Raw genomic sequence first — 21,767 nt, forward strand, 5'->3', positions numbered from 1 at the left:
GTACCAATACTTGCAGTTAAACTTGATGGTGCCGTGGTATCCGGTGCGATAATGGTTTTTGGTGCTGTAGCATTACCAGATTGATCTGATGCAGTAGCGCTTAAGCTTTCACCATTTAAATATACTTTATCTAGTGTAATCGAGTATTTACCTGCGGTATCAGCAGTAGCTGTACCGACTACAATTCCTGCAGCATTCTTAACTGTCACAACAGCATTGGCTTCAGTTACACCTGTAACTACTTTACCCGCTGTATCAATTGCAACTGTTAAACCTATTGGCGCAGTTTTATCGTCAGCCAAAATTGTTTGAATTGTTGATTTATTACCAGCTAAATCTTCGGCAGAAATAGTAAGATTTTCACCATTTAAATAAGCTTTATCCAGTATGACTGTATATTTTCCATCATTATCAGACTTTGCAGTTCCAATGATTTTTCCAGATGAATCTTTAACGGTGACAGTTGAATTAGCCTCTGTCAAACCTGTAATAGTTTTACCGTTAGAAGAAATAGCATGTGTTAAAGTAGGAGCTGTAATATCAGAAGCGATAAGCTCTTGTTTAACTGTACTATTACCGGCAGTATCTTGAGCAGAAACTTTTAGTATTTCACCATTAATATAGGCTTTATCTAAATTAATTAAATATGTCCCATCTGCTCCTGCTTTGGCAGAACCGATTACTTTTCCAGCCGAATTTTCAACTATAACAGTTGCTCCAGCTTCTGTTAAACCACTTACAGCTTTACCATCTTTAGACAGTATTTTAGTTAAACTTGCTGGAGGAGTTTGATCAGAAGGTGCTGAACCATCACTACCACCACTACCTGATGCTGCTATCGCAATACCACCAAGTGCGATCGCAGCACCACCCCATAACATTGTTTGTGAATCCAATAAACTCTTTTCTTTTAAAACTTCTTCTTTTTCAAATTCCTCATCAGCTTCAGAATTATTTTCTACTTGCTGACTAGAAACTTGCTCCACTGGCTGAGTATTAGGAGTAATACTATAGGAATCAGCTTGAATTATCTCACCACTTTTAAGAGTGATTTCAAAACCATTTCCCGTATCTCTTACACTTTTAATATTGCTTGCATCTAAAGTAAATTTTTGACCATTTTTAATAAAAGTAAGTATGTTTTGCATTTTTGTAAAAACCTATTTATAACGCAAAAAATTTACCACAAAAAATAATAAAATCCATAAAAATTCATAATAATAATTTTATTAATCGATATAATTTACCTTACCAAGACTATAGTCAGTAAGCACACTAATTTGGTTTTAATTTTAATAATTTCTAAAATCACACTAGCTTTCATAGCTTAAAAAAGTAAATGGTGATAAAAGAAAGGCAAAAACCACAATATTATTTTAAAAACTTTTATCGAAATGCTTGAGAAGCGGATCGTTGCGAGTTAAAAATCTTTATTTTTTAATTTATTGAGCTCAAACATTGCATTTTTATATTCAAGGTATGCTTTTTCACTAATTAGAACCACAGCATCTTTTTCTTTTCGTGTAATTTTTACGGCGTAACCTAATATTAAGCATGGCCTCATTATTAGTATGCTTTACGACCAACAATGAGACCTATATTAATTTCAATCTTAAGCTTATATTACGCTTCTATCTTTTTGTCTTTACTACTTGAATAGATAAAATATAAAGCAATCCCTAGGCAAATTAGCGCTCCTAATCGATACGGTGAAAAAGAGAGCACTTCATTACCAAACCAGCCAAAGTTATCAATTAAGATACTCATCAAAAGTTGCCCAAAAATCACAGCCACCGTAGCAACTGCAGCCCCAATTCTTTGTACAGCCAGTACCATAATGACAATATAAGGTACGCCACACATGGCACCTAATAACTGCCATTTAGGAACATCTAATAGTGTTAAGGTTTGTTTAGGTTCAAAGTAAAAAATAAGGAGAGCCGTAATTAGAGCACCGACCGAGAAAGTCAAAAAAGCACTACGAAACACACCAACTTTTGCTCCAAGTTGACCATTAATTGCGGCCTGTACACTCAGCAAAGCACCACCAATGACGGCGAGAAGAATCATTAAAATTATCATGGCTGTCTCCTACGCTTTTGCCACAAGTACAAGTGCAGCAACAATAAAGATGAGTGCGACTACCCGTTTACGGTCTACTTTCCTATGTGGAGTTCCTAGTAAACCATAGTGGTCGATAATCAGACTTTTAGATACCTGTCCCGCTAAAATGCCAATCATGGTCATTGCAATGCCAATAATTGGAGTGGTAATGGTCAAAATAATGACGTAAGCCGGACCTAAAACGCCACCAAGTAATTGCCAAGATGGAAGTGTAAAAAATGAAGGGCTATTGCGTGGGCTAAAAAACAACATGAGTAAAAAAGTAAGTGCTGCACCCACACCAAAAATACTAAAAGTGGCCCACAACTCACCTACTTCCTTTCCTAACGGCCCTAAAAGCCCAGCTTCGACCGATAGCCCCATTCCCCCTAAAATGGTTAGGAGTAGTAATAGAATTTGCATCTACATTGCCTCATCTGTATCTAGGCAACGAATACTAAGGTAGCTAATTCATCAGAAAAACAGCATAATTCATGAATCACTTTTGCAGAAATTGCACAAATGGATTTAACAAATTCGATTGATATCCGCACGCTTCGCTTCTTTATTAGTGTTTACAATGCTCAAAACTTCTCGAATGTAGCACGTAAAGAAGATGTGTCTGCCTCCATGATTTCTCGAACCATTCAACAACTTGAAGATGCGTTGGGGCAGCAACTTTTCTACCGAAATACACGAGCTATCACACCGACCGAATCGGGCAAATTATTTTTTGAATATGCAAAAAGAATTACCGAACAATTTGATGAAGCTCAAAAGGCTTTACAAGATAAAACCATAGAGCCATCGGGACTCGTCCGCATTAATGCCCCTGTGTTTTTTGGGCAACGGCATATTGCGCCATGGTTAGCGGGTTTATCAGAGCGTTATCCAAGGCTTCTAATAGAACTAATACAAACCGATGAATTTATAGACCCATTACGTGAAAGCACAGATTTAATATTTCGTATTGGAGCACTGACTGATTCATCATTTCATGCCCGTATTTTTGGTACACAAAAATATCATTTGGCCGCCTCTCCTCAATATATTGCCAAATATGGTACGCTCGACCACCCAACAGAACTTAATCAACACAAGTGCCTAGTCTATAAAGGTTTTGAAGGTCCTAACCGCTGGTTAGTGAGAGAGCCTGATGAAGAATGGGTACATTATCCAATTACCCCGTTACTTTCTTCAAACAATGCCGAGAGTTTAATGACAGCCGCGCTTCATGGCATGGGGATTGTTTTATTTCCTGATTGGCTAATTGGCGAAGCTTTAAAAAAAGGTGACTTAATAAAGCTTTTACCTGAATATGAAGTCGCGATTAAATCACACCCCCAGCATATCGCAGCCATTTATCCCAATGTCCGCCATCCACCACTTAATATTAGAGCAGTGATCGATTATTTTGCAGAAATCTATGGAGACACACCGTATTGGCAGAATTAGCTTTCTTATCAATGCCAGCAAAGTATTCCAGTATCGACATACTTTGCTGGTGTCTCACCAGAGATGAAAATAAGACTAAAAACTTGAAATAAATAAGAATTTAATTTGCACTCAAACTTAAATTATCAACTTGTTCTGATTTTTCTTTTTTAATGAGATAACCCAATATGATTTGCAAAATCACGCCAATAAACGCACAACATGACATTAAGAGAAAACACCAGATATACCCCTGATGACTATGCCAGCCACCAAAGCTCGTAAGCAAATATCCCATAATAATCGGTGCGACTGCCCCACCTACATACTGAGCAACTGTAATTAAACTATTTGCAGTTCCAATTGCTCCGGCTGGCGCATAATCTGATGCTGTCGCATAGAAAATAGGCCAAATTGCGTTGGCAGATAGACCAAAAAACAGTTGTATTGCAATGACGGAAACCACGCCTGAGGTTAAACAAAAACTTGCAATGCTGACCGCCATCCAACAACCACATAAAATCAATGTGAGTCGTCTGCCAATCTTATCGGACAAAGTCGGCCAAATAATTTGCCCCATCATGCCGGTAATTGTAAATACAGCGCTCAAGCCAGCCGACTTCGCCAGATCTAACCCGACAATATTGTATAAAAATGCAGGAAAGATAGTTAAAAAACCAATATAAACCACATGGGTAATTAAAGTACTGGCTGCGGTAAACACAATTCCCCGAGAACTTAGAGTTTGTTTTAAACGTTCCCATGTACTATGCGTACTTGTTTTCTCTTCTCCTTCATCGTACACAAAATCTGTTGGTGGTGTAAATTGATTATCTACACAAGATTGGTGAAACTCTGAATAACGTTTACGGGTGGAATAAATCGCCCAAAACGTTAATGCTGGTACAGCAAATATAATTCCAAGAAAAAAGGTATAGCGCCAGTTTTGTGGACCAAAATAGGTAATGATGGTGGCCATTGCAACACCGCTAAGTAGCGCTCCAACCGGATAACCTGAGTGATGAGCACCTATGGCAAAACCGCGATGTTCCTTGGGCCACCATTCAGCAGTATTACTCACCCCAACTGGCTCTGCCACCCCACAACCCAAAGAAACCATAATACGTAAGGTTACAAACTTATAGAAACTTGAACTTAAAGATGTAATGCCTGAAAGCAACGAAATAAAAGTAAATCCGATTACTAAGGGCCACTGAAAAATTCCTCGCTTCCAACCGGACGCATGTTTATCACTTAAAGCAGCAACCGGAATACTAAGAACGGCCAAAGAAAGTGTAATTGCAGCAATGGTGTATCCCCATTGCGTTGGAGATAAATTAAATTCATTACAAATCATATTGGCTGCGCGGAAAATCAACTCTCGGTCGTATGCAACAACCACCCAGATAATCCAGCAAATCACTAATGATACCCAAGAGTGGCGATGAACTTTTTTTAGGCTCATTTCTAATTCCTTTTTAATTAAAATGCATCCACATGCTTTTGCGTATAACGCTATGTCATTTGTTCACTCTTAAACTATCAAGTCGATTTAGAATTACTAATGATATTTCTACACCACGCAATAACTTATATTTATCAATTTAGTTTTAGCTATTTATCTCCATACATTTTTAATTCACAGGACCAATAACAATCTCTTATTAGATAAAGAAAAATTTTCATTGGTTTTTATATTTAGCTTTCATTAATTTAGTTTCATCGATGAATGACTGAATAAAAGGACTAAAAAAGGAATTATGGAAATTAAAGTACTGGTAGATGTAAAAACAAAACTTGGAGAATGCCCAACTTGGGATGCTGTACGCCAACGCCTATTTTGGGTAGATATTGTTGATGGACGATTATTCTGTTGTGATGAATTCGGTGGGAATATACGGGCGTGGGAAGTCCATAAAAAAATAGGTTCTTTTGCTTTACAAGAAAATTATAACGGCGCAATTGTTGCGCTCGAAGACGGGTTATATCAACTCGACTTTGACACAGGCAACTTAAAATTTATTTGCAACCCTGAACCAGACCTACCCCAAAATAGATTAAATGATGGTCGTGTTGATCGGCAAGGTCGATTCGTTTTTGGCTCTATGAACCGCCTTGAAGATGGGAATACCGCGTCTCTCTATCGATTAGATGCAGATTATAAAATAGAAAAATTAGAAAATAATATTAATACTTCAAATAGTATTTGCTGGAGTCCTGATGGTACTAAGCTCTATTTTGCAGACACATGGCAAGGTGAAATCTGGTCTTATGATTATGATCTTGAAACAGGGCAAATCTCAAATAAAACTACTTTTTGTAAGATAGATACATCAGACGGTGGTTCAGCAGATGGCTCGACAGTAGATCGTGAAGGCTACTTATGGAATGCAAAAGTATATTCGGGTCAGTTAGTACGTTATCGTCCTGATGGACAAATCGATCGTATTATTGAAATGCCTGTAAAAAAAATTACCAGTGCAGTTTTTGGTGGAAAAAATCTTGATGTCTTGTTTGTTACCTCTATGTCACAACCGCCTCTTCCGAGGTTCCCTGATGACAACCAATTGCGAGGCAGTGTTTTTGCCATTTATGGGCTAGGCATCCAAGGATTAGCCGATGCTCGATTTATGGGGTAATGACTCACTTCCTACAAGAAATACTTAACCATAAACGGTAGTGAACCAGCTCTGCAGCTTAATAAGGAAATCTTTATTAAGCTGCATAAAGAATTAATTAATTGTTATTTCATAATGAAAATTATCGGCCAAACCATAAGACTCACGGTATTCGACCGCTACACCTTCAAGATTTTTTGCAATACGGCATACCTTCACTAAAGGGTCTTCAAGGTGGTTATTTAAATAGCTATCTTTAATATTTTTCTCAAAAGTTAACCGTTCTGTTGCAGAAGAAATAAATTGGCCACAGTGCTGATAATAAAAAGGATAAAGTAGATTCCCAAACTCAGCGATTGGAATTTCTTCAAGATTTTTAAATAAGCGTTCAGGTAGCCAGATTCTCTCACTTAATACAACGACATCTTCATGCTTACGGACACGCTCGATATAAAGCAACTTGTCAGTGTGCCCAAGCCCTAACTCGGCGTTTACTTCCGGTATTGCATCACACACTTCTACTTTTTTGATTTGTCCTTGTGGCTGAATGAACTCGCCTTTTTTATTACGTAATCTAAAAAAACGAATAAGCGAATTTTCAAAATTAGGTTGTTTGAGGAAAGTTCCTTTTCCTTGCTGTTTAACTAATAAGCCATCTTCAACCAGCCCTTCAACCGCCTTTCTAACAGTTCCTACCGATACGCTATACATTTGCGCAAGCTCTTGTTCACTTGGAATAGGCTCTTCGACTGTCCATTTTGACTGGATCAATAGTTTTTGAAGTTCCCAACGGACCTTTTCATATCTTGGCAATTTAAAATTTTTAAATGCAGTCTCATCAAGCATTTGCGTTAAACATTATGAAATCGATTTGACAATATTAGCATAGTTCTGTGTAATACAAAAAACCAAACATATATATGTTTAGATGTTTATATATTTATCAAGGAAGATAATATGACTGCATTGATGCTGATGGCTTTAGCCGTATCGATAGGTTTAGGTTATAAAACGAAAATTAATATCGGATTTTTTACGATAGCGTTTGCCTACCTGATTGGTTGCTTTGGCATGGGTCTTAAACCTTCCGAAGTTATTGAATTATGGCCTGTCAAAATTTTCTTTATTATTTTATCCGTTACTTTGTTTTATAACTTTGCTTTGGCAAATGGTGCTTTAGAGAAGCTTGCCAGCCATCTTTTATATAAATGCCGTAAGTTTCCTCAGTTTTTACCTTTAGCGATTTTTTTCGCAGCAACCATTATTGCTGGCCTAGGTGCTGGTTTTTATACAGTACTTGCCTTTATGGCACCGATTACACTGCTGCTGTGTAAAAAAACCAATATGAATATGATTATTGGTGGGATGGCTGCAAATTACGGCGCTTTAGCTGGCGCAAATTTTATGACATCGCAAAGTGGCATTATTTTCCGAAGCTTAATGGAAAATACTGGCATTAGCTCACAAACAGCTTTTTCATATAGCAGTGGCATTTTTATCTTAACTTTAATTATTCCAATTGCGGTGCTGGGAATTTACACCCTGTGGAATAGAAAAAGTAATTCAATTGTAATTGAAGATCAAAAGCCTGAGCCATTCGACAAAAAACAGAAACAATCTATTTTCCTTATTATTTTAATGATGTCGATTGTTTTAGTTTTTCCAATCTTGCATCTTGTTTTTCCCGATGTAAAAACGATTAGCTTTTTAAACTCCAAAATTGATATTGCCTTCCTTGCTATTACCTTCTCGCTCATTAGTTTACTTATGAAACTTGCCGATGAGAAAAAGGTCATTGCACTTGTACCTTGGGGAACACTGATCATGATTTGCGGTGTTGGTATGCTCATCGCATTAGGTGTGAAACTTGGCATTATTACTACCCTATCTGAATGGTTAGCAAACAATGTTCCTGTGTGGGTCATTCCAGTATTGTTATGTCTGATCAGTGCCATTATGTCTGTATTTTCAAGCACTCTAGGCGTGGTTGCTCCTACCTTATTTCCAATTGTTCCTGCGCTTGCACTTACCTCTGGCCTAAACCCACTAGTGCTGTTCATTTGTATTGTGGTTGGCGCTCAGTCTACAGCGATTTCTCCTTTCTCGTCTGGCGGTAGCCTCATTATGGCTTCAGCACCAGCAGACATCGACAAAACCAAATTCTTTAATCAACTGTTATTTAAAGCAATTCCTGTAGGAGTCATTGCCGCTTTAATCGCTATTTTCGCTTTAAAATTTGTAATGTGAGATGAAAATGAACTGTATAGATACACATGCACATGTTTTTTCGACTCAGGACCACAGTATCGAAACAGCACGTTATGCTCCTGATTATGAGGCAACTGTACAAAGTTTTATCTCTCATCTTGATGAACACAATTTCACGCATGGTGTTTTGGTTCAACCCAGCTTTTTGGGTACCAATAACCAAGCGATGTTAAACGCAATTCAGCAATACCCTGACCGTTTAAAAGGGATCGCCGTTGTTCAACATACGACGACTTTTGATGAGCTAGTGAATCTCAAGGCACAAGGCATTGTAGGTGTTCGCTTAAATCTATTCGGTCTTAACCCTCCTGCGCTAAATACGCCTGACTGGCAAAAATTTTTACGAAATGTAGAAAGCCTCAACTGGCAAGTTGAGATACACGCACCGCCGAAATATCTGGTTCAGCTTTTGCCACAATTGGATGATTACAGCTTTGATGTCGTAATTGACCATTTTGGCCGAGTTGACCCTATTAAAGGGATTGAAGATCCGGATTATCAGAAGTTTTTAAGCTTACTTAACGTAAAACAGCACTGGATTAAAGTGTCCGGTTTCTACCGTTTGGGTGCTACACCCAGCAACATAAATATAGCCCAGCAGGCATATAACATTTTTAAAGAAAAAGGTTTTTTACACAAACTCATTTGGGGAAGCGATTGGCCGCATACCCAACATGAATCCTTAATAACTTATGAAGATGCGATTAAAGCTTTTAAACATATTGTGTTTGATAAACACGAGCAATGTTTAATTTTAAATCAGAACCCTACCGAGCTGTTTGGTTTCTCACGTACATAAGGAGTATGTATGAAAAATGATATATCTATATCGGAAGTAGAAAAGACAACGATCCGTAAACTTTCTTTCCGTATTCTTCCTTTCCTCATTCTTTGTTATTTCATCGCTTATATTGATCGGGTGAATATTGGTTTCGCCGCTTTAACCATGAACCAAGAAATTGGTTTAACTGCTACTGCCTTTGGTTTTGGTGCGACATTATTTTTTATTGCATATGTCATATTTGAAATTCCAAGTAACATGGCTATGGAAAAGCTAGGTGCACGTATCTGGATTGCCAGAATCATGATTACTTGGGGCATTGTCGGTTGCTGTACTGCCTTCATTACCGGCCCGATTTCATACGCAATTTCACGTTTTTTACTTGGTGCTGCCGAAGCCGGATTTTTCCCAGGCGTATTACTGTATTTAACACTATGGTTCCCTAAACGATACATGGCTCGAATTGTTGCCGTATTTATGGTTGCGATTCCTTTATCTAACTTTATCGGTTCACCATTATCTGCCTTACTGTTAGGCTTGCATGGTTTACTGGGTTTAAGTGGATGGCAAGTGCTTTTAATTCTTGAAGCATTACCTGCAATCCTTCTTGGTTTGTTGTGCCTTGTATGGCTGCCGAATACCGCAAATAATGTGAAATGGTTAAATCAAGAAGAAAAGGAATGGTTATCAAGCACTTTAACTTTTGAAAAAAACCAATTGTTGAACTCTGAAAAACAAGACAGTGCCAAACAGAAAAAGAGTAAGTTTAAGTTGCTGATTACCAATAAATATCTATGGTTCTTTGCAATTATTTATGCAGGAAGTTCAGCAACCAGCAATATTTTATCGTTATGGATGCCTCAAATTTTAAAAGCCTTCCATTTAACTGCTATGCAGACGGGTCTTTTAAATATGATTCCGTTTGGTTTAGCTGCCGCTTTCATGATTGTTTGGGGCGTACATGCCGATAAAAGTGGTAATAAGAGTCTCAACACAGCTATTCCGTTATTTGTGACCAGTTTTGGTTTGCTCCTTACTATTTTTACCTCGTCTTTAACTTTGAGCTTACTTTTATTCTCACTTGTTTTGATGGGTAACTATGCCATTAAAGGTCCTTTCTGGGCATTGGTTTCTGAGCGTTTACCACCTACTTTAGTGGCTGTAGGTATTGCAGCAGTGAACACCATTGCGCATATCGGTACTGGGCTTATGAACTCTATTATGGGTATTGTAAAAGATTATTCGGGTAGCTTCCCTATTTCTCTTTTACCGTTATGTATGCTTACATTTACGGGTGCCATGATTGCGTTGTATTTGGGAAGAAAACCGACATTGCCAAAAGCGCAAAAGGTTCAAAAGTTGGTTTAGGTTTTAGAAATAAAAGATTTAATCAAAAGAGACCTATTAATGGTCTCTTTTCTCATAGTTATCTCGATTAGCCTCTCTTATTTCTCTCCCCTTAATTTAAGGTTGTAAGAATAATGTGGTCACCTATATAGTTTTATTTGTATATTAGATTTGAGCGATTTTTCTGACATCTTAAATGAAAGTATGAATACCTTCCTTGTGATAAGACTTTTATTAGATAAATATCTTAATCTGTAACCTATATAATAAATATTTTTTAAATTTCTAAATGCGAGATAAAAAATGAAAAAACGACCAACTACGAGTGATTTAAATAATATAAATGAAAAACTTAAAAAGCTTGATGACTCAATAAAGGATTTATTAGAATCAACCTATGATCTTTTTCATGATGATCAATACTATAGCATAGAATCTGCATTTCTACTTGATCATGCTTTAAATATTAAGATGCATTTTTACAAGTCCTATCCAGAATTAGCACCAGACCATTTAAAGAATATTGAATATGATCGAATTGTTCATATTGAAACTACTCAAGTAGTACATGCTCGTAAAAAGAAACCAGAAGATAGCTTGAATCAAATTCAGCCAAATTATCTACAAAATAAGAGATGATTGAACTTCCTAATTTAATCGAACCCTGCTAATAATTAATATTTAGCAGGGCTTTCTTTGCCATAATAAATATGGCTAATTTAAAGAAAAATATTAAAAACGGTAACCTACCCCCAAATAAGTAATTAAAGGATCAATATCAACTTTAGTTGATGCATGAATCAACTGTTTACCTGTTTTGCCATCAATTACATCAATATTTGCTCGGTTATTTAACTTTGCGTAAGACACTGAACCAACAGCATACCAATTTGGAGTGATGTCATAAGTAGCCCCTAGACTAACAATTGGGGCAATCGCATCAGTCGTTTTAACTCGAACATAAGGGTTTGCACTTGAGATTTTACCATCTAACGCAGCACCAGCATTATTATCGAGAACATTTTGAATCATATGGCCCGCAGCAATTAAATCCGAGTTGATTTGATCATTTAGCTTAATGTTCGAGAAACGTGAATACATAACTCCAGCACCAATATAGGGTCTAAATTTATTTACTCCTGACTTACCGAACTGATATTGGGCCTCTAATGCTGGCGTCCATGCCCGTACAGTTGCAGCTTTAGATTTATTACCAAGATTCGTGATTGGTATATCTTGCAATAAATCTAATTTATCTCCAATTACTAATGCAGCTAACCCTTCAGGATTGGCAAAACCAGATAATGGTGCATTGATTTCTCCTTTCCCTTTAACATCAACCTTTGGAGGAATTCCACCGATTAACTGTAAAGACACTTTCTCATTAATATAGTAATTGAACATTAAGCCTAGAGTGTCTACATCTTCTGCTTCAAGACCTGTACCTTGCCCTTCCCATTGTTCTAGTCCCCTAATCGTTGCTGTACCTGTTATATCAGATGAAACCATGTCATTTTCATCTACAAGCCCTAATAGCTGACCAACCGATTGTTGCTGATTGCCGTTCTCATCTACTGGGTGACTAAATACCATATCAAGAATTTCTTTAGCATTTTCACCTGTTGATAATTTTGCATTAGGGTCTATTGATTTCATAAATGCTGAAGTAGAAATAGTTCCAACTTTGGCAGTAGTTCCATTTGCTACAGCAGTATTTATGTTGAATGGATTTGCCTTTCCTTGTGGCATGACATGCAACCATCCAGCAGATACGGAAAACCGTTTAAATTCTGCATGTGCTGTCTGTGTTCCCGTTATAAAAGCCACAGTGAGCAGATTCCCGCCGATTAATTTTAAAATATCCATTTTATTTCCTTTATTTTATTTAAGAGGTTTCCATTAACCTCTTTATTTAAAATAAAGATTTTTTTAATTTTTGGTAAAATTTTCCGATAAAAAGCATTATAAAACAATATATTAATTTTAATTAATATATTTTAATTGATTGAAAAATATACAATATAAATGAGTTTTCTATAGAAATTTATAAATTAAAAAAAGCTCATCTTCCGATGAGCTTTTTATTTAACTAAATTTAATAATATGCATTAGGCTTTAAAATCTGCTAATACAAAGTTTTTTACTATTTCATCAAAATTAGGTTTCAGAAGAGTTGGCTTGCTATCTTTTATAGTTTTATACCAATAACTCGCTGCAACTCCCATACTAATCAAAGCTAACAATTTCATAGCTCACCTCACTTATTGGGAAGAGTGAAACTTAAAGTATCATTCGCGTTTGTAGCGTTCCAACTCGTTTTAGCGAGGTTTCTGTATATTTTTTAAGCAATGTGTAATATAAAAACCACATCTTTGATAGGATTTCTCTATTGATCTTTTTTTAGAAGAAAAAATAGAACAAGGACATAAAGCAACTACCGAGTCCTATTGTCACCCATGATACTATCTTAGATATAAATCTATCTTCTTTAAAAAAGCATGGTAAAACCCATTTCTTGATGTCTATTTCTCTTAGCCAAGATAAATACCAAGGAAACGTTAATGCAAATATAAGAGAACTTACGAACATAGCAACAGATAGAGGTCTCTTGTAAAATTCAGACCCACTCATTTTAGAAAACAATATCCAAAAAATTACTTCTAGAGCACATAGCAAGACACATAAATAAATATAAAACTTATTCTTCTGATTAGTGATAAAAATTGGGGTTAGGGTCCAGAACGGAAAAACGAACCCAAAACCCAGTCTAAAACCATATAAACCATCATGAATTTCAACTAGAAAGCAGCGTAGAGGTACTATTACATAATAAAGAGTAAAAAATATAAGGCTTAAAAACTTAACTTGATTAAGAGTGTTAGAGTCAAGGTCTGCAACAATAGGTTTAGATATTAAATATCCAAAAAAATAAGTAGCATAGAAACTAATTAGATAAATAAATATGGAATAATATGAATCATAGTAAAAAACTCCATACAAGAATAAAGATAAAATCCAAAGTAATCCAAAAATAAAGAAATTTTTAGCAATAATAAAAAATGGAGATTTGGTTCTAAGAACTGATGGCTCAATCACATTATGCACTGTTTTTACTCTATATTTATATAGCGGTTATAATTTAACTTTATAAATTAATTTAAATCTCACACATAATTACCATTCTCATCCAGCTCGTCTTTTGGCCTATTATGATAATCAGAAATTAAAAAACTAAAATAATCCATCATATAAGCCATAATACTTCTTGAAAAATTCAAGTCCATATAAATTCCATATTTTATCTTTTTATGTGCATCAAAAAATGTTTGTATAATTATACTAAAGAAATCCAACCAATCATCATCAACATTTTTATTGCTATTATTGGTTATAGTTATTGATAAAATTTCATTTCTTTTTTCTGAAAAAATACCAATCAGATATCCTCTTAAATAGTCATGAAATGCAGACAAATTACTTCCAAAATGTTTTGTATTTGGATGAATGTCATTTAAATGCTCTCGATTATTTCCATATATTTTCTCGCCAAAAAAATCATAAACTTGTTGAATTTCTTCAAAATCAGATATGTCAAAGCAAACTTTAATAACTTGCTTACTTGTAATATCTTGTTCAGTAAAAAAATGACATGAGTCATCTTTCATTTTAATATTTTGCACAATACAACTCCATCACAATGGAAAAAGTTAAAGCAGTTTTTATTTACATGTATATAGGTATTCAAGTTTATAGGAAAATTTATATTTTCAAATAGTTAGGTGCAGTATTTACAACCCCAAAAAACCTCTCCACCACCACATCCTTCTCTTCCAAACTCTTTGAGCTTAAAATCTGGAACATCAAGCCATCAATTAGGTTTAAAACCAAATTGGCATTGGGTTTTAATGCATGGGTCTCTAAACTAAAAATGAGGTCAAAAATCTCATGAAGTAGCCATTTTCTATACTCAACCGCCATACGGTAAGCGCTCGCATACATATGTTTAATTTCAAAAAAGACTTTAAGCAAAAGGTAATACAGGCTATTAAAGTTAACATGTAAGTTTATAATTTCTTTGAGTTTGTCCTTTGAAGTGCGGTAACGACTTGAGTAAATAATGGCAAGTACTTCTTCTTTCAGCAGGCTTTTTTGAAAAGCGATGCACACTTCAATTAACCTTTCTTTTGAGTGAAAGTAATTATAAAAAGTCGCCTTGGTTATTTTGGCTTCTTTAATAATAAGGTCTACGCCCGCTGTGTGAAACCCATAAGTTGTAAATAGGCGTATGGCAGTATGAATAACCTGTAATTTTTTGGAAGAAGTTTTTAAATTTCGCATAGTTTTACCGTTATAAATTCTTGTTGTTTCTAAGTGAGATTAAAAAGCCTGTGCCTTTTCTGGGAGAAAAAAAGGCACAGCAAAGCCGTAAAGACTGTGCTTGGCACATCCCAAGTTTTATTGTTGCTAAGTTTTAGACGTAATGATTTAAAGCCTGAAAAGCCTATAGCTCATCAAACTGTTTTAAAGTGATTTAAGTTGTGTCGAGATAGTTTTTGACAGTGACTGCCAATAATTTATGAATGTGCATAGCCAACTCCTTCTTTTGGGAGTTCTGCCAAAGCATTATAAATTATGGTGGCAGAACGGAAGCAGGTTGACGGACTGGGTAAGACTCCAGCACACCCGAAGGTGTCCCACTCCCGTCCTACCGCTACGGAAGGGAACGGGGTGTGCACATATGAGTATCCCTCAGAAGGAATAGCTCTGATGTGGTCTTACAAACTCGGTCCGTCAAAACCGACTGGCAATGTAGGCCAGCCCGCAAATGGTAATCTTCAATATTTGAGCTGTCAATGTGAAATTGGCTAGAAATTATTTAATTAAATTATTGTTTTTCATTTAATTACATAATTAAGGAAAAACTTAAATATTGGCTTAACAATTTGCTTTTATAACAGCACTCTAACGCTTTCTTTTTATTATGACTGCGCTTGCTCGGCCATAAATATTTTAAATTTTGAGACTAAAAAAGGAGGTGTTGGCCTCCTCTTTTAATTCAAACTATAAACATATGGTGGTAATTAAATACCTTTATCTGCCAGATATTACTGAAGATTCTTTGAGTACGTTTTAGTTGATATTTGTGTAATCTCTTTCTTTTCTAGACGATTTAGCAATGTGCCAAAGATAGCTGCAACAATGTACATAAATAATGAATAAACTGCTGCTGGCATAGCGGCCATACTGCTTGCCATTACTGTAAAAGCAATGGTCATGGCTAAGGTACTGTTATGAATTCCAATTTCAAACGCGCAAGCTTTTGCCTGAAAGCTATTTACACCCAATAATCGTGGGACAAAATAGCCAACCATTAAACTACATACGCAGAACAGCAAAGTTGCCAATCCAATTTGCCCAATATACGTCATCAGATTTTGATAATCTCGTGCAACTGCTAATATGATGATCGATACGAGAAAAACGATAGCAAAGATACGCACAGGTTTATTGAGCTTTTCAGCCGTATGCGGCGCAAAATGACGGACTAACATCCCGATCCCAACGGGCACTAAAATAATAAGAAAAACTTGTATGATTTTAGAGAATTGCAATCCTACATTTTGCCCATTTTCCATAAAGTGCTGTATTGCAAAATTCACAATTAACGGAAGTGTAAAGGCAGCGATGACCGAATTTATAGCCGTTAAAGTAATATTTAAAGCGATATCTCCTTTATAGAGATAACTAAATAAGTTAGCAGTTGGCCCGCCTGGTGACGCAGAAAGGAGCATTAATCCAACAGCAAGCATTGGTGGTAAAGCAAGAACCTTACAAATAATAAATGCAATACCGACTAAAATAACCAGTTGGCAAAATAATGCGATAAAGACAGCTTTTGGGTGTTGTCGTACGCGTTTAAAGTCATTTATGGTCAACTCTAGACCCAAACCAGCCATAATAATTGCGAGTGCAATTGGTAAAAAAACGGTAATTAATCCTGAACCCATAATTTCATTCCTTTTTTCATTTATTTATGGAGCTTCTATTCCCATACGCTTATGTTTTTAATTAAAAGTTTTTATTAAACTTTGAGTTCTTTTCTTAAAATTTTACCCACGTTCGACTTGGGTAATTCATTAATAAATTGGATATGACGGGGTTGTTTATATCCTGTCAGATTTTCTTTTGCATAGTTTTGGATTTCTTCAACCGATAAAGAGTCATCTTTTTTGACAATAAAGGCTTTAGGCACTTCACCCGATTTTTCATCTGCAATCCCAACCACGGCGACTTCTAAAATTTTTGGATGTTGGGCTAAAACTTCTTCAATTTCGTTTGGAAAAACATTAAAGCCTGACACTAAAATCATGTCTTTTTTACGGTCAATAATTTTGGTATAGCCTTTTTCATTCATAAAGCCAATATCACCTGTTCTAAAGAAACCATCAGCAGTCATGACCGCTTTCGTTTCTTCAGGCAAATTCCAATAACCTTTCATGACCTGCGGGCCACGAATTGCAATTTCTCCAGTTTCACCGGGTGCTAATTGATGACCTTCATCATCCAAAATAGCAATATCCGTGCTCGGTACAGGAATACCGATCGTGCCACTAAAAGTATTAGAGATTGGCGGGTTAAAGGTCGCAACAGGCGACGTTTCTGATAAGCCATACCCTTCACGGATAATACGTCCTGTCAGTTTTTCCCATCCATCGGCAGTGGATTTCAAAATTGCCATACCGCCGCCTGTGGTAATTTCTAAACGGCTATGGTCCAGCTTATTAAAGCCTTCATGATTAATCAGCGCATTAAATAAAGTATTTACAGCAGGAAAAACCGTAGGACGATATTTTTCAAAACAATGTACGAGAGCGTCTAAATCACGCGGGTTTGGAACTAAAACAGTGGCATAACCTTTATTCATTGCACTGTGTAATAAACAGACAGTAAAACCAAAAATATGATAAAGCGGTAAGGCACAGATCGCTATTTCATCTTCATAAGCATCTCGGTCACCAAAATAGCTTTTAAAAACCACATTATTTTGTAATAAGTTGGCGACAATATTTTTATGGGTTAATTCTGCGCCCTTCGATACACCTGTTGTTCCGCCGGTATATTGTAAAAGCACAGTATCCTCAAGAATAAGCTTAGGACGTATGTAGTCTTGGGCATTTGTCTTCAATAAGATTTGCTTAAAAGCGTATTTTTTAGTATCTAAGGTGTCTAATTCAGTAGGTTGGTCAACTAACATTTCAGTCATGGTAGTGGTAATAATTTGTTCGACCGATACTTGCTCTTTAACCGCCTCATAAACAGGTAAAAACTGTTCTAATATAAATAAGACTTTTGCACCTGCATCATTTAACTGATGCTTTAACTCACGTGCTGTATAGAGGGGGTTAATATTGACCAGAATATAACCTGCACGAATCACGGCAAGTGAAATAATCGGGTACTGAATAATATTGGGCATCATTACGGCAACACGTGTACCTTTTTCTAGCCCTAAACTTTGCAAGAATGTTGCTACTTTTCGACTATATAAATCGATTTCAGCATAAGAAAAAGATTGATCTGCAAATATAAAAGCCTTTCTTTGCTGGAACTTATTAAAGCTGTTGTCCCATAAATCGAGAAGTGAAGTTTGTTCATCCGGCAATGTAATCGTACTTTCTATATTCCATTGCTTATATTCATCTAACCAGATCTGATTTGTCATCTTATTGTCCTTTTATGAGAGGGAGAAATGGAACTGTTCCTACTCCACTTTTTATATTTTCTTTAATCTCTTAATCTGCTTACTCTCGTGCAGAAATAAACTGTTTATATAACTAAGCGATCCATCAAATAGTTGAATTAAAATTTATAACCAATTTTCAGACCGTAACCGATTGAATAGTTATTTTTATATTCACCCACATAATATTCACTGCCTGCTTGAGCACCAAGCTGACCTTTGGCATCACCGAGCCATAGATACTTCATTCCACCTGAAATAAAGTATTTTGAAGTTGGACTATATTGCGCACCAAGACCAACACTGTAATAACCTTTAGCTGGCCCACCTGTGGACACGCGCTCACCTGCTCCCGAGTCCCAACCTACAGAAACTGAACCTGACCATTTATCGCTTAGGCGTTGTCCAATTCCAAGATTGGCAGACCATTGATCATCATAATAACGAACCAGATTAAAACCGTTTGGACGACTTGGCGTTGATAGGACCCCAACAACTTCTGAGATTTCACCAAAACGGTATGGTTTAAACTCAAAATCATTCCAGTGAACCCAACGCACGTTACCGAACAATAAAGTCCCTTTGCGTAATCCGGTCTGAAATTCCAAATTCACTGACTCTGGCGCTCTAAACTTAGTTGAGCCTGATGTTCCTGCTTCGGGTAAGCCCGCAACAATACGATTGAGTGCCTCCCTCCGCGATTCAGTGAGTTGTCCTATAGAAACCATATACGCCAAATGCTGATCAAGAAAATCACGGCCTTGCTGTGTACTCAACATATCAACCAGTGGCGCATTTTCATTAGCAGTCACTTCATGCATAATTTCTGAACGATAGGTCAATGAGGCTTTAATGGCTTTTTCGGGAATTTGATAACCAAATCCTGCCAACCATCCCCAATCTCCAACTTCTTTGGCATTAAAGTCATAGCCATTATATAAACTGAAAACTTGACCTCTTAAATTGACGTTACTTTTAAATGTCTGATAAACAGGACCTGCATAAAAGTTCCAGTTTTTATCCGGTTGATAACCAAATATCAGACTAAAATTTTGCATAACAAAATTCGATTTGGTGTTCCCTGTTACGACTTCTCCACCGGTCTTTTGGGCAAGTGTTGCTGAATCAATGCCCGGTACTAAAATCGTATCGCTCGGCTTAGCAACAAAACTGTTATTTCCATAATATTCTGAGTCGGAAGTAAATGGCTGATCGTAAAGAAAACCAAATGAAAACTGAGGTGCTAACTGTAATTTCAAAGCTGCACTGGGACGATAATCAGAGTTTGCAATATCAGAAATACTATTACGTGTTGGGTTTGTACCTGCTTCTTGTCCTTCTAACGAAGTGTCTGAAACAGATAAACTTGCCTCAAAATAATTACCGGGTTGTAGAAATGCAGAAATTGATTGTCCTGTTCGATCAAATGCTGCTGCATAGAGTGAGCTCGTACAAAATGAAGCCATGACTATGACTAATGTTTTCTTTTTCATCTTTTAATCCGTCCTAGATTTTTATTTTTACTTATTAGGGCGCTCTTTTCTGAACGCCTGATATTTGTTTTTACATAGTGATTCTTATTAGGCATTTTCTATAAAATCAGGTTGTTCTCCTTTTCTGTCAAACGGCGCGGTTAAGGAATGGTTCTTACTAGAACCATTCTTCTGACATATTGAGTGGAGTCGTCTCTACCGGATCGAGTACCGCTAACCAACTTATAATTTTCGGCATTTCCCAGCCAAAGAAATAATCACACGCGGCAAGCTTCCCACGCAGAAAATCAGGATCTGTTGAGTTCGGCATGAGTTTATGAATGACTACCGCTTGATCAAGCCATAACCATCCCACTACAAGATGTCCAAAAGCCTCCAGATAATTGGCGGCATTTGCCAGTTGAAGTTCTACATCAGTTAAGGCATGCAATTTCTCTGTTACATTTCGGATGAGTTGCCACTTTTGGTCTAATTGATCAGCATGATCTTTTAAAGAAGGCTCAGCTTTGGCTAGTTCAATCGTATTCATGATTTTTTCATGTAATAGCTTCATCGACAGCCCCTGATTAAGACGAGTTTTTCGTCCTAATAAATCGAGCGCTTGAATGCCAAATGTTCCTTCATGAATCGGGTTGAGTCGATTGTCCCGATAAAACTGTTCAACATTATATTCACGGGTATAACCGTAGCCGCCATGAACTTGAATGGCTAAATCATTTGCCACCAGCCCCCATTCAGAAGACCAGCTTTTCACCACTGGTGTTAATAGATCAAGTAATTGATGGGCTTGGTTGCGCTGCTCGGCATCTTCAAGCGAGTGAATATCATCGGTTAATCGAGCTGCATATAGGCACAGTGCTAATGCGCCTGAGACATATGCTTTTTGCGCCAAGAGCATACGGCGTACATCTGCATGTTGAATGAGCGGGATTTGTGGAGAACTTGGATTGCGTTCACTACGAGAGCGACCTTGTACTCGTGTTTTTGCATAATCTAAAGCATGAAGATAACCTGTATATCCTAATGCTGCTGCCCCAAGTCCAACCGAAATTCGGGCTTCATTCATCATATGGAACATATAGGCCAGCCCTTTACCAGCTTCGCCGACTAGTTCACCAATTGCGCCTGCTTCTCCTTCGGGTGTGAAACGACCTTCCCCAAAATTCAGCACACAATTCACTGTTCCCCGATAACCCATCTTGTGGTTAATTCCAGCTAATACCACATCATTGCGTTCACTTGGCTGTCCATTTTCATCGAGTAATTTGCGCGGTACGGTAAACAGAGAAATGCCTTGCACACCTGCTGGTAATTGTCCATTTTCATCTGGAATTTTTGCCAGAACCAAATGAACAATATTGTCAGAAATATCGTGCTCGCCGCCTGAAATCCACATTTTGTTTCCAAACAAACGATAACGACCATCTTTTGTTTTAATCGCACGTGTACGAATATCAGCCAGACTTGAACCTGCTTGCGGCTCCGATAAACACATCGTTCCGAAACATTTGCCTTCTATCATGGCGTTGACATAGGGTTTAACTTTTTCAGGTTCACCATGAGCCATTAATAAATTTGCATTACCAATGGTTAAAAAGGCATAGCCCGCTGTTCCTGAATTGGCACCGAGTAGATATGCCATACCTGCACGCTCAATGGTATTGGGTAAGTTCATCCCATTCCAATCTGACGGAAACGCTGCACTCATCAAACCTGCATCAGCAAAGGCCTTAAGCGCTACCCCGACTTCAGGGTTGACAGTTACACGTTCGCCATCAAAAACAGGTTCGTTACTGTCATTTTTTTTATTATGAGGAGCAAATAAATCGGTTGCCAAAGCCTCGTAAACGTTTAAAACAGACGTATATTCAAAACGGTCCTGTCCTGCAAAAGAATCACGTTGACTAAGTTCTTCGACTTTTAGCCAGTCGAATAGCAAAAAATCGACATCACGGCGAGAGAGAATTAATTCATTGCTCATG

21 protein-coding genes and 1 pseudogene are annotated in these 21,767 nt (G+C 36.9%); 7 read left to right on the plus strand and 15 right to left on the minus strand.

Annotated features, from left to right (window positions below; all coding sequences use genetic code 11):
- Nucleotides 1–1,148: Ig-like domain-containing protein (locus G9371_RS17685; protein ID WP_227591300.1), on the minus strand; the 1,148-nt coding region annotated here is incomplete at its 3' end.
- Between the two features lie 204 nt (nt 1,149–1,352).
- Between G9371_RS17685 and G9371_RS19295 the strand changes: the two are divergent.
- Nucleotides 1,353–1,424, plus strand: a pseudogene (locus tag G9371_RS19295) (hypothetical protein); the annotation flags it as partial.
- Here the strand turns inward: G9371_RS19295 and G9371_RS17690 are convergent.
- From G9371_RS17690 to G9371_RS17700, 3 genes are read right to left on the minus strand one after another with little or no spacing between them, the layout of a single operon-like run.
- The gene (locus G9371_RS17690) at nt 1,421–1,564 is read right to left on the minus strand and encodes a hypothetical protein (protein WP_001247157.1); all 144 of its coding nucleotides are present in this window, start codon (nt 1,562–1,564) and stop codon (nt 1,421–1,423) included. The pseudogene G9371_RS19295 and the gene G9371_RS17690 sit on opposite strands and share 4 nt — an antisense overlap.
- Before the next feature lie 59 nt (nt 1,565–1,623).
- The gene (locus G9371_RS17695; protein ID WP_000584780.1) at nt 1,624–2,082 is read right to left on the minus strand and encodes a DMT family transporter; all 459 of its coding nucleotides are present in this window, start codon (nt 2,080–2,082) and stop codon (nt 1,624–1,626) included.
- Nucleotides 2,083–2,091: 9 nt separating this feature from the next.
- Nucleotides 2,092–2,526 (minus strand): DMT family transporter, encoded by a 435-nt coding sequence (locus tag G9371_RS17700; RefSeq protein ID WP_001166493.1) that lies wholly within the window; start codon nt 2,524–2,526, stop codon nt 2,092–2,094.
- Nucleotides 2,527–2,625: 99 nt separating this feature from the next.
- On the opposite strand from G9371_RS17700, the gene G9371_RS17705 reads away from it, so the two are divergent.
- Nucleotides 2,626–3,558 (plus strand): LysR family transcriptional regulator, encoded by a 933-nt coding sequence (locus G9371_RS17705; RefSeq protein ID WP_029423781.1) that lies wholly within the window; start codon nt 2,626–2,628, stop codon nt 3,556–3,558.
- Nucleotides 3,559–3,658: 100 nt separating this feature from the next.
- On the opposite strand, the gene G9371_RS17710 is transcribed toward G9371_RS17705, so the two are convergent.
- A complete protein-coding gene (locus G9371_RS17710; RefSeq protein ID WP_029423782.1) occupies nt 3,659–5,002 on the minus strand; it encodes an MFS transporter in 1,344 nt (447 codons plus the stop codon).
- A gap of 295 nt (nt 5,003–5,297) precedes the next feature.
- On the opposite strand from G9371_RS17710, the gene G9371_RS17715 reads away from it, so the two are divergent.
- Nucleotides 5,298–6,176, plus strand: a complete 879-nt coding sequence (locus tag G9371_RS17715) for an SMP-30/gluconolactonase/LRE family protein (RefSeq protein WP_029423783.1) — start codon at nt 5,298–5,300, stop codon at nt 6,174–6,176.
- Between the two features lie 93 nt (nt 6,177–6,269).
- Here the strand turns inward: G9371_RS17715 and G9371_RS17720 are convergent, their stop codons facing one another.
- Nucleotides 6,270–7,001, minus strand: coding sequence for a GntR family transcriptional regulator (locus G9371_RS17720; protein WP_000883493.1), 732 nt, complete (start codon nt 6,999–7,001; stop codon nt 6,270–6,272).
- A gap of 111 nt (nt 7,002–7,112) precedes the next feature.
- Here G9371_RS17720 and G9371_RS17725 point away from each other — a divergent pair, with 111 nt between their 5' ends.
- The 4 genes from G9371_RS17725 to G9371_RS17740 all read left to right on the plus strand — a co-directional run bounded on the left by G9371_RS17725 (nt 7,113) and on the right by G9371_RS17740 (nt 11,190).
- Nucleotides 7,113–8,402: an SLC13 family permease gene (locus G9371_RS17725; RefSeq protein WP_000126038.1), complete on the plus strand. Its 1,290-nt coding sequence runs from the start codon at nt 7,113–7,115 to the stop codon at nt 8,400–8,402.
- 7 nt (nt 8,403–8,409) lie between these two features.
- The gene (locus G9371_RS17730) at nt 8,410–9,222 is read left to right on the plus strand and encodes an amidohydrolase family protein (RefSeq protein WP_029423784.1); all 813 of its coding nucleotides are present in this window, start codon (nt 8,410–8,412) and stop codon (nt 9,220–9,222) included.
- A gap of 9 nt (nt 9,223–9,231) precedes the next feature.
- Nucleotides 9,232–10,572 (plus strand): MFS transporter, encoded by a 1,341-nt coding sequence (locus tag G9371_RS17735; RefSeq protein ID WP_029423785.1) that lies wholly within the window; start codon nt 9,232–9,234, stop codon nt 10,570–10,572.
- Between the two features lie 282 nt (nt 10,573–10,854).
- Nucleotides 10,855–11,190, plus strand: coding sequence for a hypothetical protein (locus tag G9371_RS17740; protein WP_000747170.1), 336 nt, complete (start codon nt 10,855–10,857; stop codon nt 11,188–11,190).
- Nucleotides 11,191–11,283: 93 nt separating this feature from the next.
- On the opposite strand, the gene G9371_RS17745 is transcribed toward G9371_RS17740, so the two are convergent.
- The 9 genes from G9371_RS17745 to G9371_RS17780 form a co-directional block, all read right to left on the minus strand.
- Entirely contained in the window at nt 11,284–12,417 is a 1,134-nt protein-coding gene (locus G9371_RS17745; RefSeq protein WP_029423786.1) for an OmpW/AlkL family protein, read from the minus strand.
- A 242-nt stretch (nt 12,418–12,659) separates the two neighbouring features.
- Nucleotides 12,660–12,800: a hypothetical protein gene (locus tag G9371_RS17750; protein WP_000770263.1), complete on the minus strand. Its 141-nt coding sequence runs from the start codon at nt 12,798–12,800 to the stop codon at nt 12,660–12,662.
- 151 nt (nt 12,801–12,951) lie between these two features.
- Nucleotides 12,952–13,656: a hypothetical protein gene (locus G9371_RS19390; RefSeq protein WP_029423787.1), complete on the minus strand. Its 705-nt coding sequence runs from the start codon at nt 13,654–13,656 to the stop codon at nt 12,952–12,954.
- Nucleotides 13,657–13,715: 59 nt separating this feature from the next.
- Nucleotides 13,716–14,231 (minus strand): hypothetical protein, encoded by a 516-nt coding sequence (locus tag G9371_RS17755; protein ID WP_001179598.1) that lies wholly within the window; start codon nt 14,229–14,231, stop codon nt 13,716–13,718.
- Between the two features lie 79 nt (nt 14,232–14,310).
- Nucleotides 14,311–14,889, minus strand: coding sequence for a TetR/AcrR family transcriptional regulator (locus G9371_RS17760; RefSeq protein ID WP_029423788.1), 579 nt, complete (start codon nt 14,887–14,889; stop codon nt 14,311–14,313).
- Nucleotides 14,890–15,656: 767 nt separating this feature from the next.
- Nucleotides 15,657–16,559: a bile acid:sodium symporter family protein gene (locus tag G9371_RS17765; RefSeq protein ID WP_000534580.1), complete on the minus strand. Its 903-nt coding sequence runs from the start codon at nt 16,557–16,559 to the stop codon at nt 15,657–15,659.
- Nucleotides 16,560–16,633: 74 nt separating this feature from the next.
- Entirely contained in the window at nt 16,634–18,274 is a 1,641-nt protein-coding gene (locus G9371_RS17770; RefSeq protein WP_029423790.1) for an AMP-binding protein, read from the minus strand.
- Between the two features lie 137 nt (nt 18,275–18,411).
- Nucleotides 18,412–19,785 carry an outer membrane protein transport protein gene (locus G9371_RS17775; RefSeq protein ID WP_029423791.1) on the minus strand — a complete coding sequence of 458 codons (1,374 nt, stop codon included), beginning with the start codon at nt 19,783–19,785 and terminating at the stop codon, nt 18,412–18,414.
- Nucleotides 19,786–19,942: 157 nt separating this feature from the next.
- Nucleotides 19,943–21,766, minus strand: a complete 1,824-nt coding sequence (locus tag G9371_RS17780) for an acyl-CoA dehydrogenase (protein ID WP_029423792.1) — start codon at nt 21,764–21,766, stop codon at nt 19,943–19,945.
- Nucleotide 21,767 lies beyond the last annotated feature (1 nt).

The organism is Acinetobacter sp. EKM10A, assembly GCF_011075215.1.
Taxonomy (GTDB): Bacteria; Pseudomonadota; Gammaproteobacteria; order Pseudomonadales; family Moraxellaceae; genus Acinetobacter; species Acinetobacter baumannii.

Excerpts from the sequence above, each read along its gene's own strand:
- G9371_RS17725 (WP_000126038.1), top strand. The coding sequence starts at position 7,113 with ATGACTGCATTGATGCTGATGGCTTTAGCCGTATCGATAGGTTTAGGT.
- G9371_RS17710 (WP_029423782.1), bottom strand. The coding sequence starts at position 5,002 with ATGAGCCTAAAAAAAGTTCATCGCCACTCTTGGGTATCATTAGTGATT.
- G9371_RS17775 (WP_029423791.1), bottom strand. The coding sequence starts at position 19,785 with ATGAAAAAGAAAACATTAGTCATAGTCATGGCTTCATTTTGTACGAGC.
- G9371_RS17695 (WP_000584780.1), bottom strand. The coding sequence starts at position 2,082 with ATGATAATTTTAATGATTCTTCTCGCCGTCATTGGTGGTGCTTTGCTG.
- G9371_RS17715 (WP_029423783.1), top strand. The coding sequence starts at position 5,298 with ATGGAAATTAAAGTACTGGTAGATGTAAAAACAAAACTTGGAGAATGC.
- G9371_RS17770 (WP_029423790.1), bottom strand. The coding sequence starts at position 18,274 with ATGACAAATCAGATCTGGTTAGATGAATATAAGCAATGGAATATAGAA.
- G9371_RS17735 (WP_029423785.1), top strand. The coding sequence starts at position 9,232 with ATGAAAAATGATATATCTATATCGGAAGTAGAAAAGACAACGATCCGT.
- G9371_RS17750 (WP_000770263.1), bottom strand. The coding sequence starts at position 12,800 with ATGAAATTGTTAGCTTTGATTAGTATGGGAGTTGCAGCGAGTTATTGG.
- G9371_RS17705 (WP_029423781.1), top strand. The coding sequence starts at position 2,626 with ATGGATTTAACAAATTCGATTGATATCCGCACGCTTCGCTTCTTTATT.
- G9371_RS17730 (WP_029423784.1), top strand. The coding sequence starts at position 8,410 with ATGAACTGTATAGATACACATGCACATGTTTTTTCGACTCAGGACCAC.
- G9371_RS17745 (WP_029423786.1), bottom strand. The coding sequence starts at position 12,417 with ATGGATATTTTAAAATTAATCGGCGGGAATCTGCTCACTGTGGCTTTT.
- G9371_RS17690 (WP_001247157.1), bottom strand. The coding sequence starts at position 1,564 with ATGAGGCCATGCTTAATATTAGGTTACGCCGTAAAAATTACACGAAAA.
- G9371_RS17765 (WP_000534580.1), bottom strand. The coding sequence starts at position 16,559 with ATGGGTTCAGGATTAATTACCGTTTTTTTACCAATTGCACTCGCAATT.
- G9371_RS17720 (WP_000883493.1), bottom strand. The coding sequence starts at position 7,001 with ATGCTTGATGAGACTGCATTTAAAAATTTTAAATTGCCAAGATATGAA.
- G9371_RS17780 (WP_029423792.1), bottom strand. The coding sequence starts at position 21,766 with ATGAGCAATGAATTAATTCTCTCTCGCCGTGATGTCGATTTTTTGCTA.
- G9371_RS17740 (WP_000747170.1), top strand. The coding sequence starts at position 10,855 with ATGAAAAAACGACCAACTACGAGTGATTTAAATAATATAAATGAAAAA.
- G9371_RS17760 (WP_029423788.1), bottom strand. The coding sequence starts at position 14,889 with ATGCGAAATTTAAAAACTTCTTCCAAAAAATTACAGGTTATTCATACT.
- G9371_RS17700 (WP_001166493.1), bottom strand. The coding sequence starts at position 2,526 with ATGCAAATTCTATTACTACTCCTAACCATTTTAGGGGGAATGGGGCTA.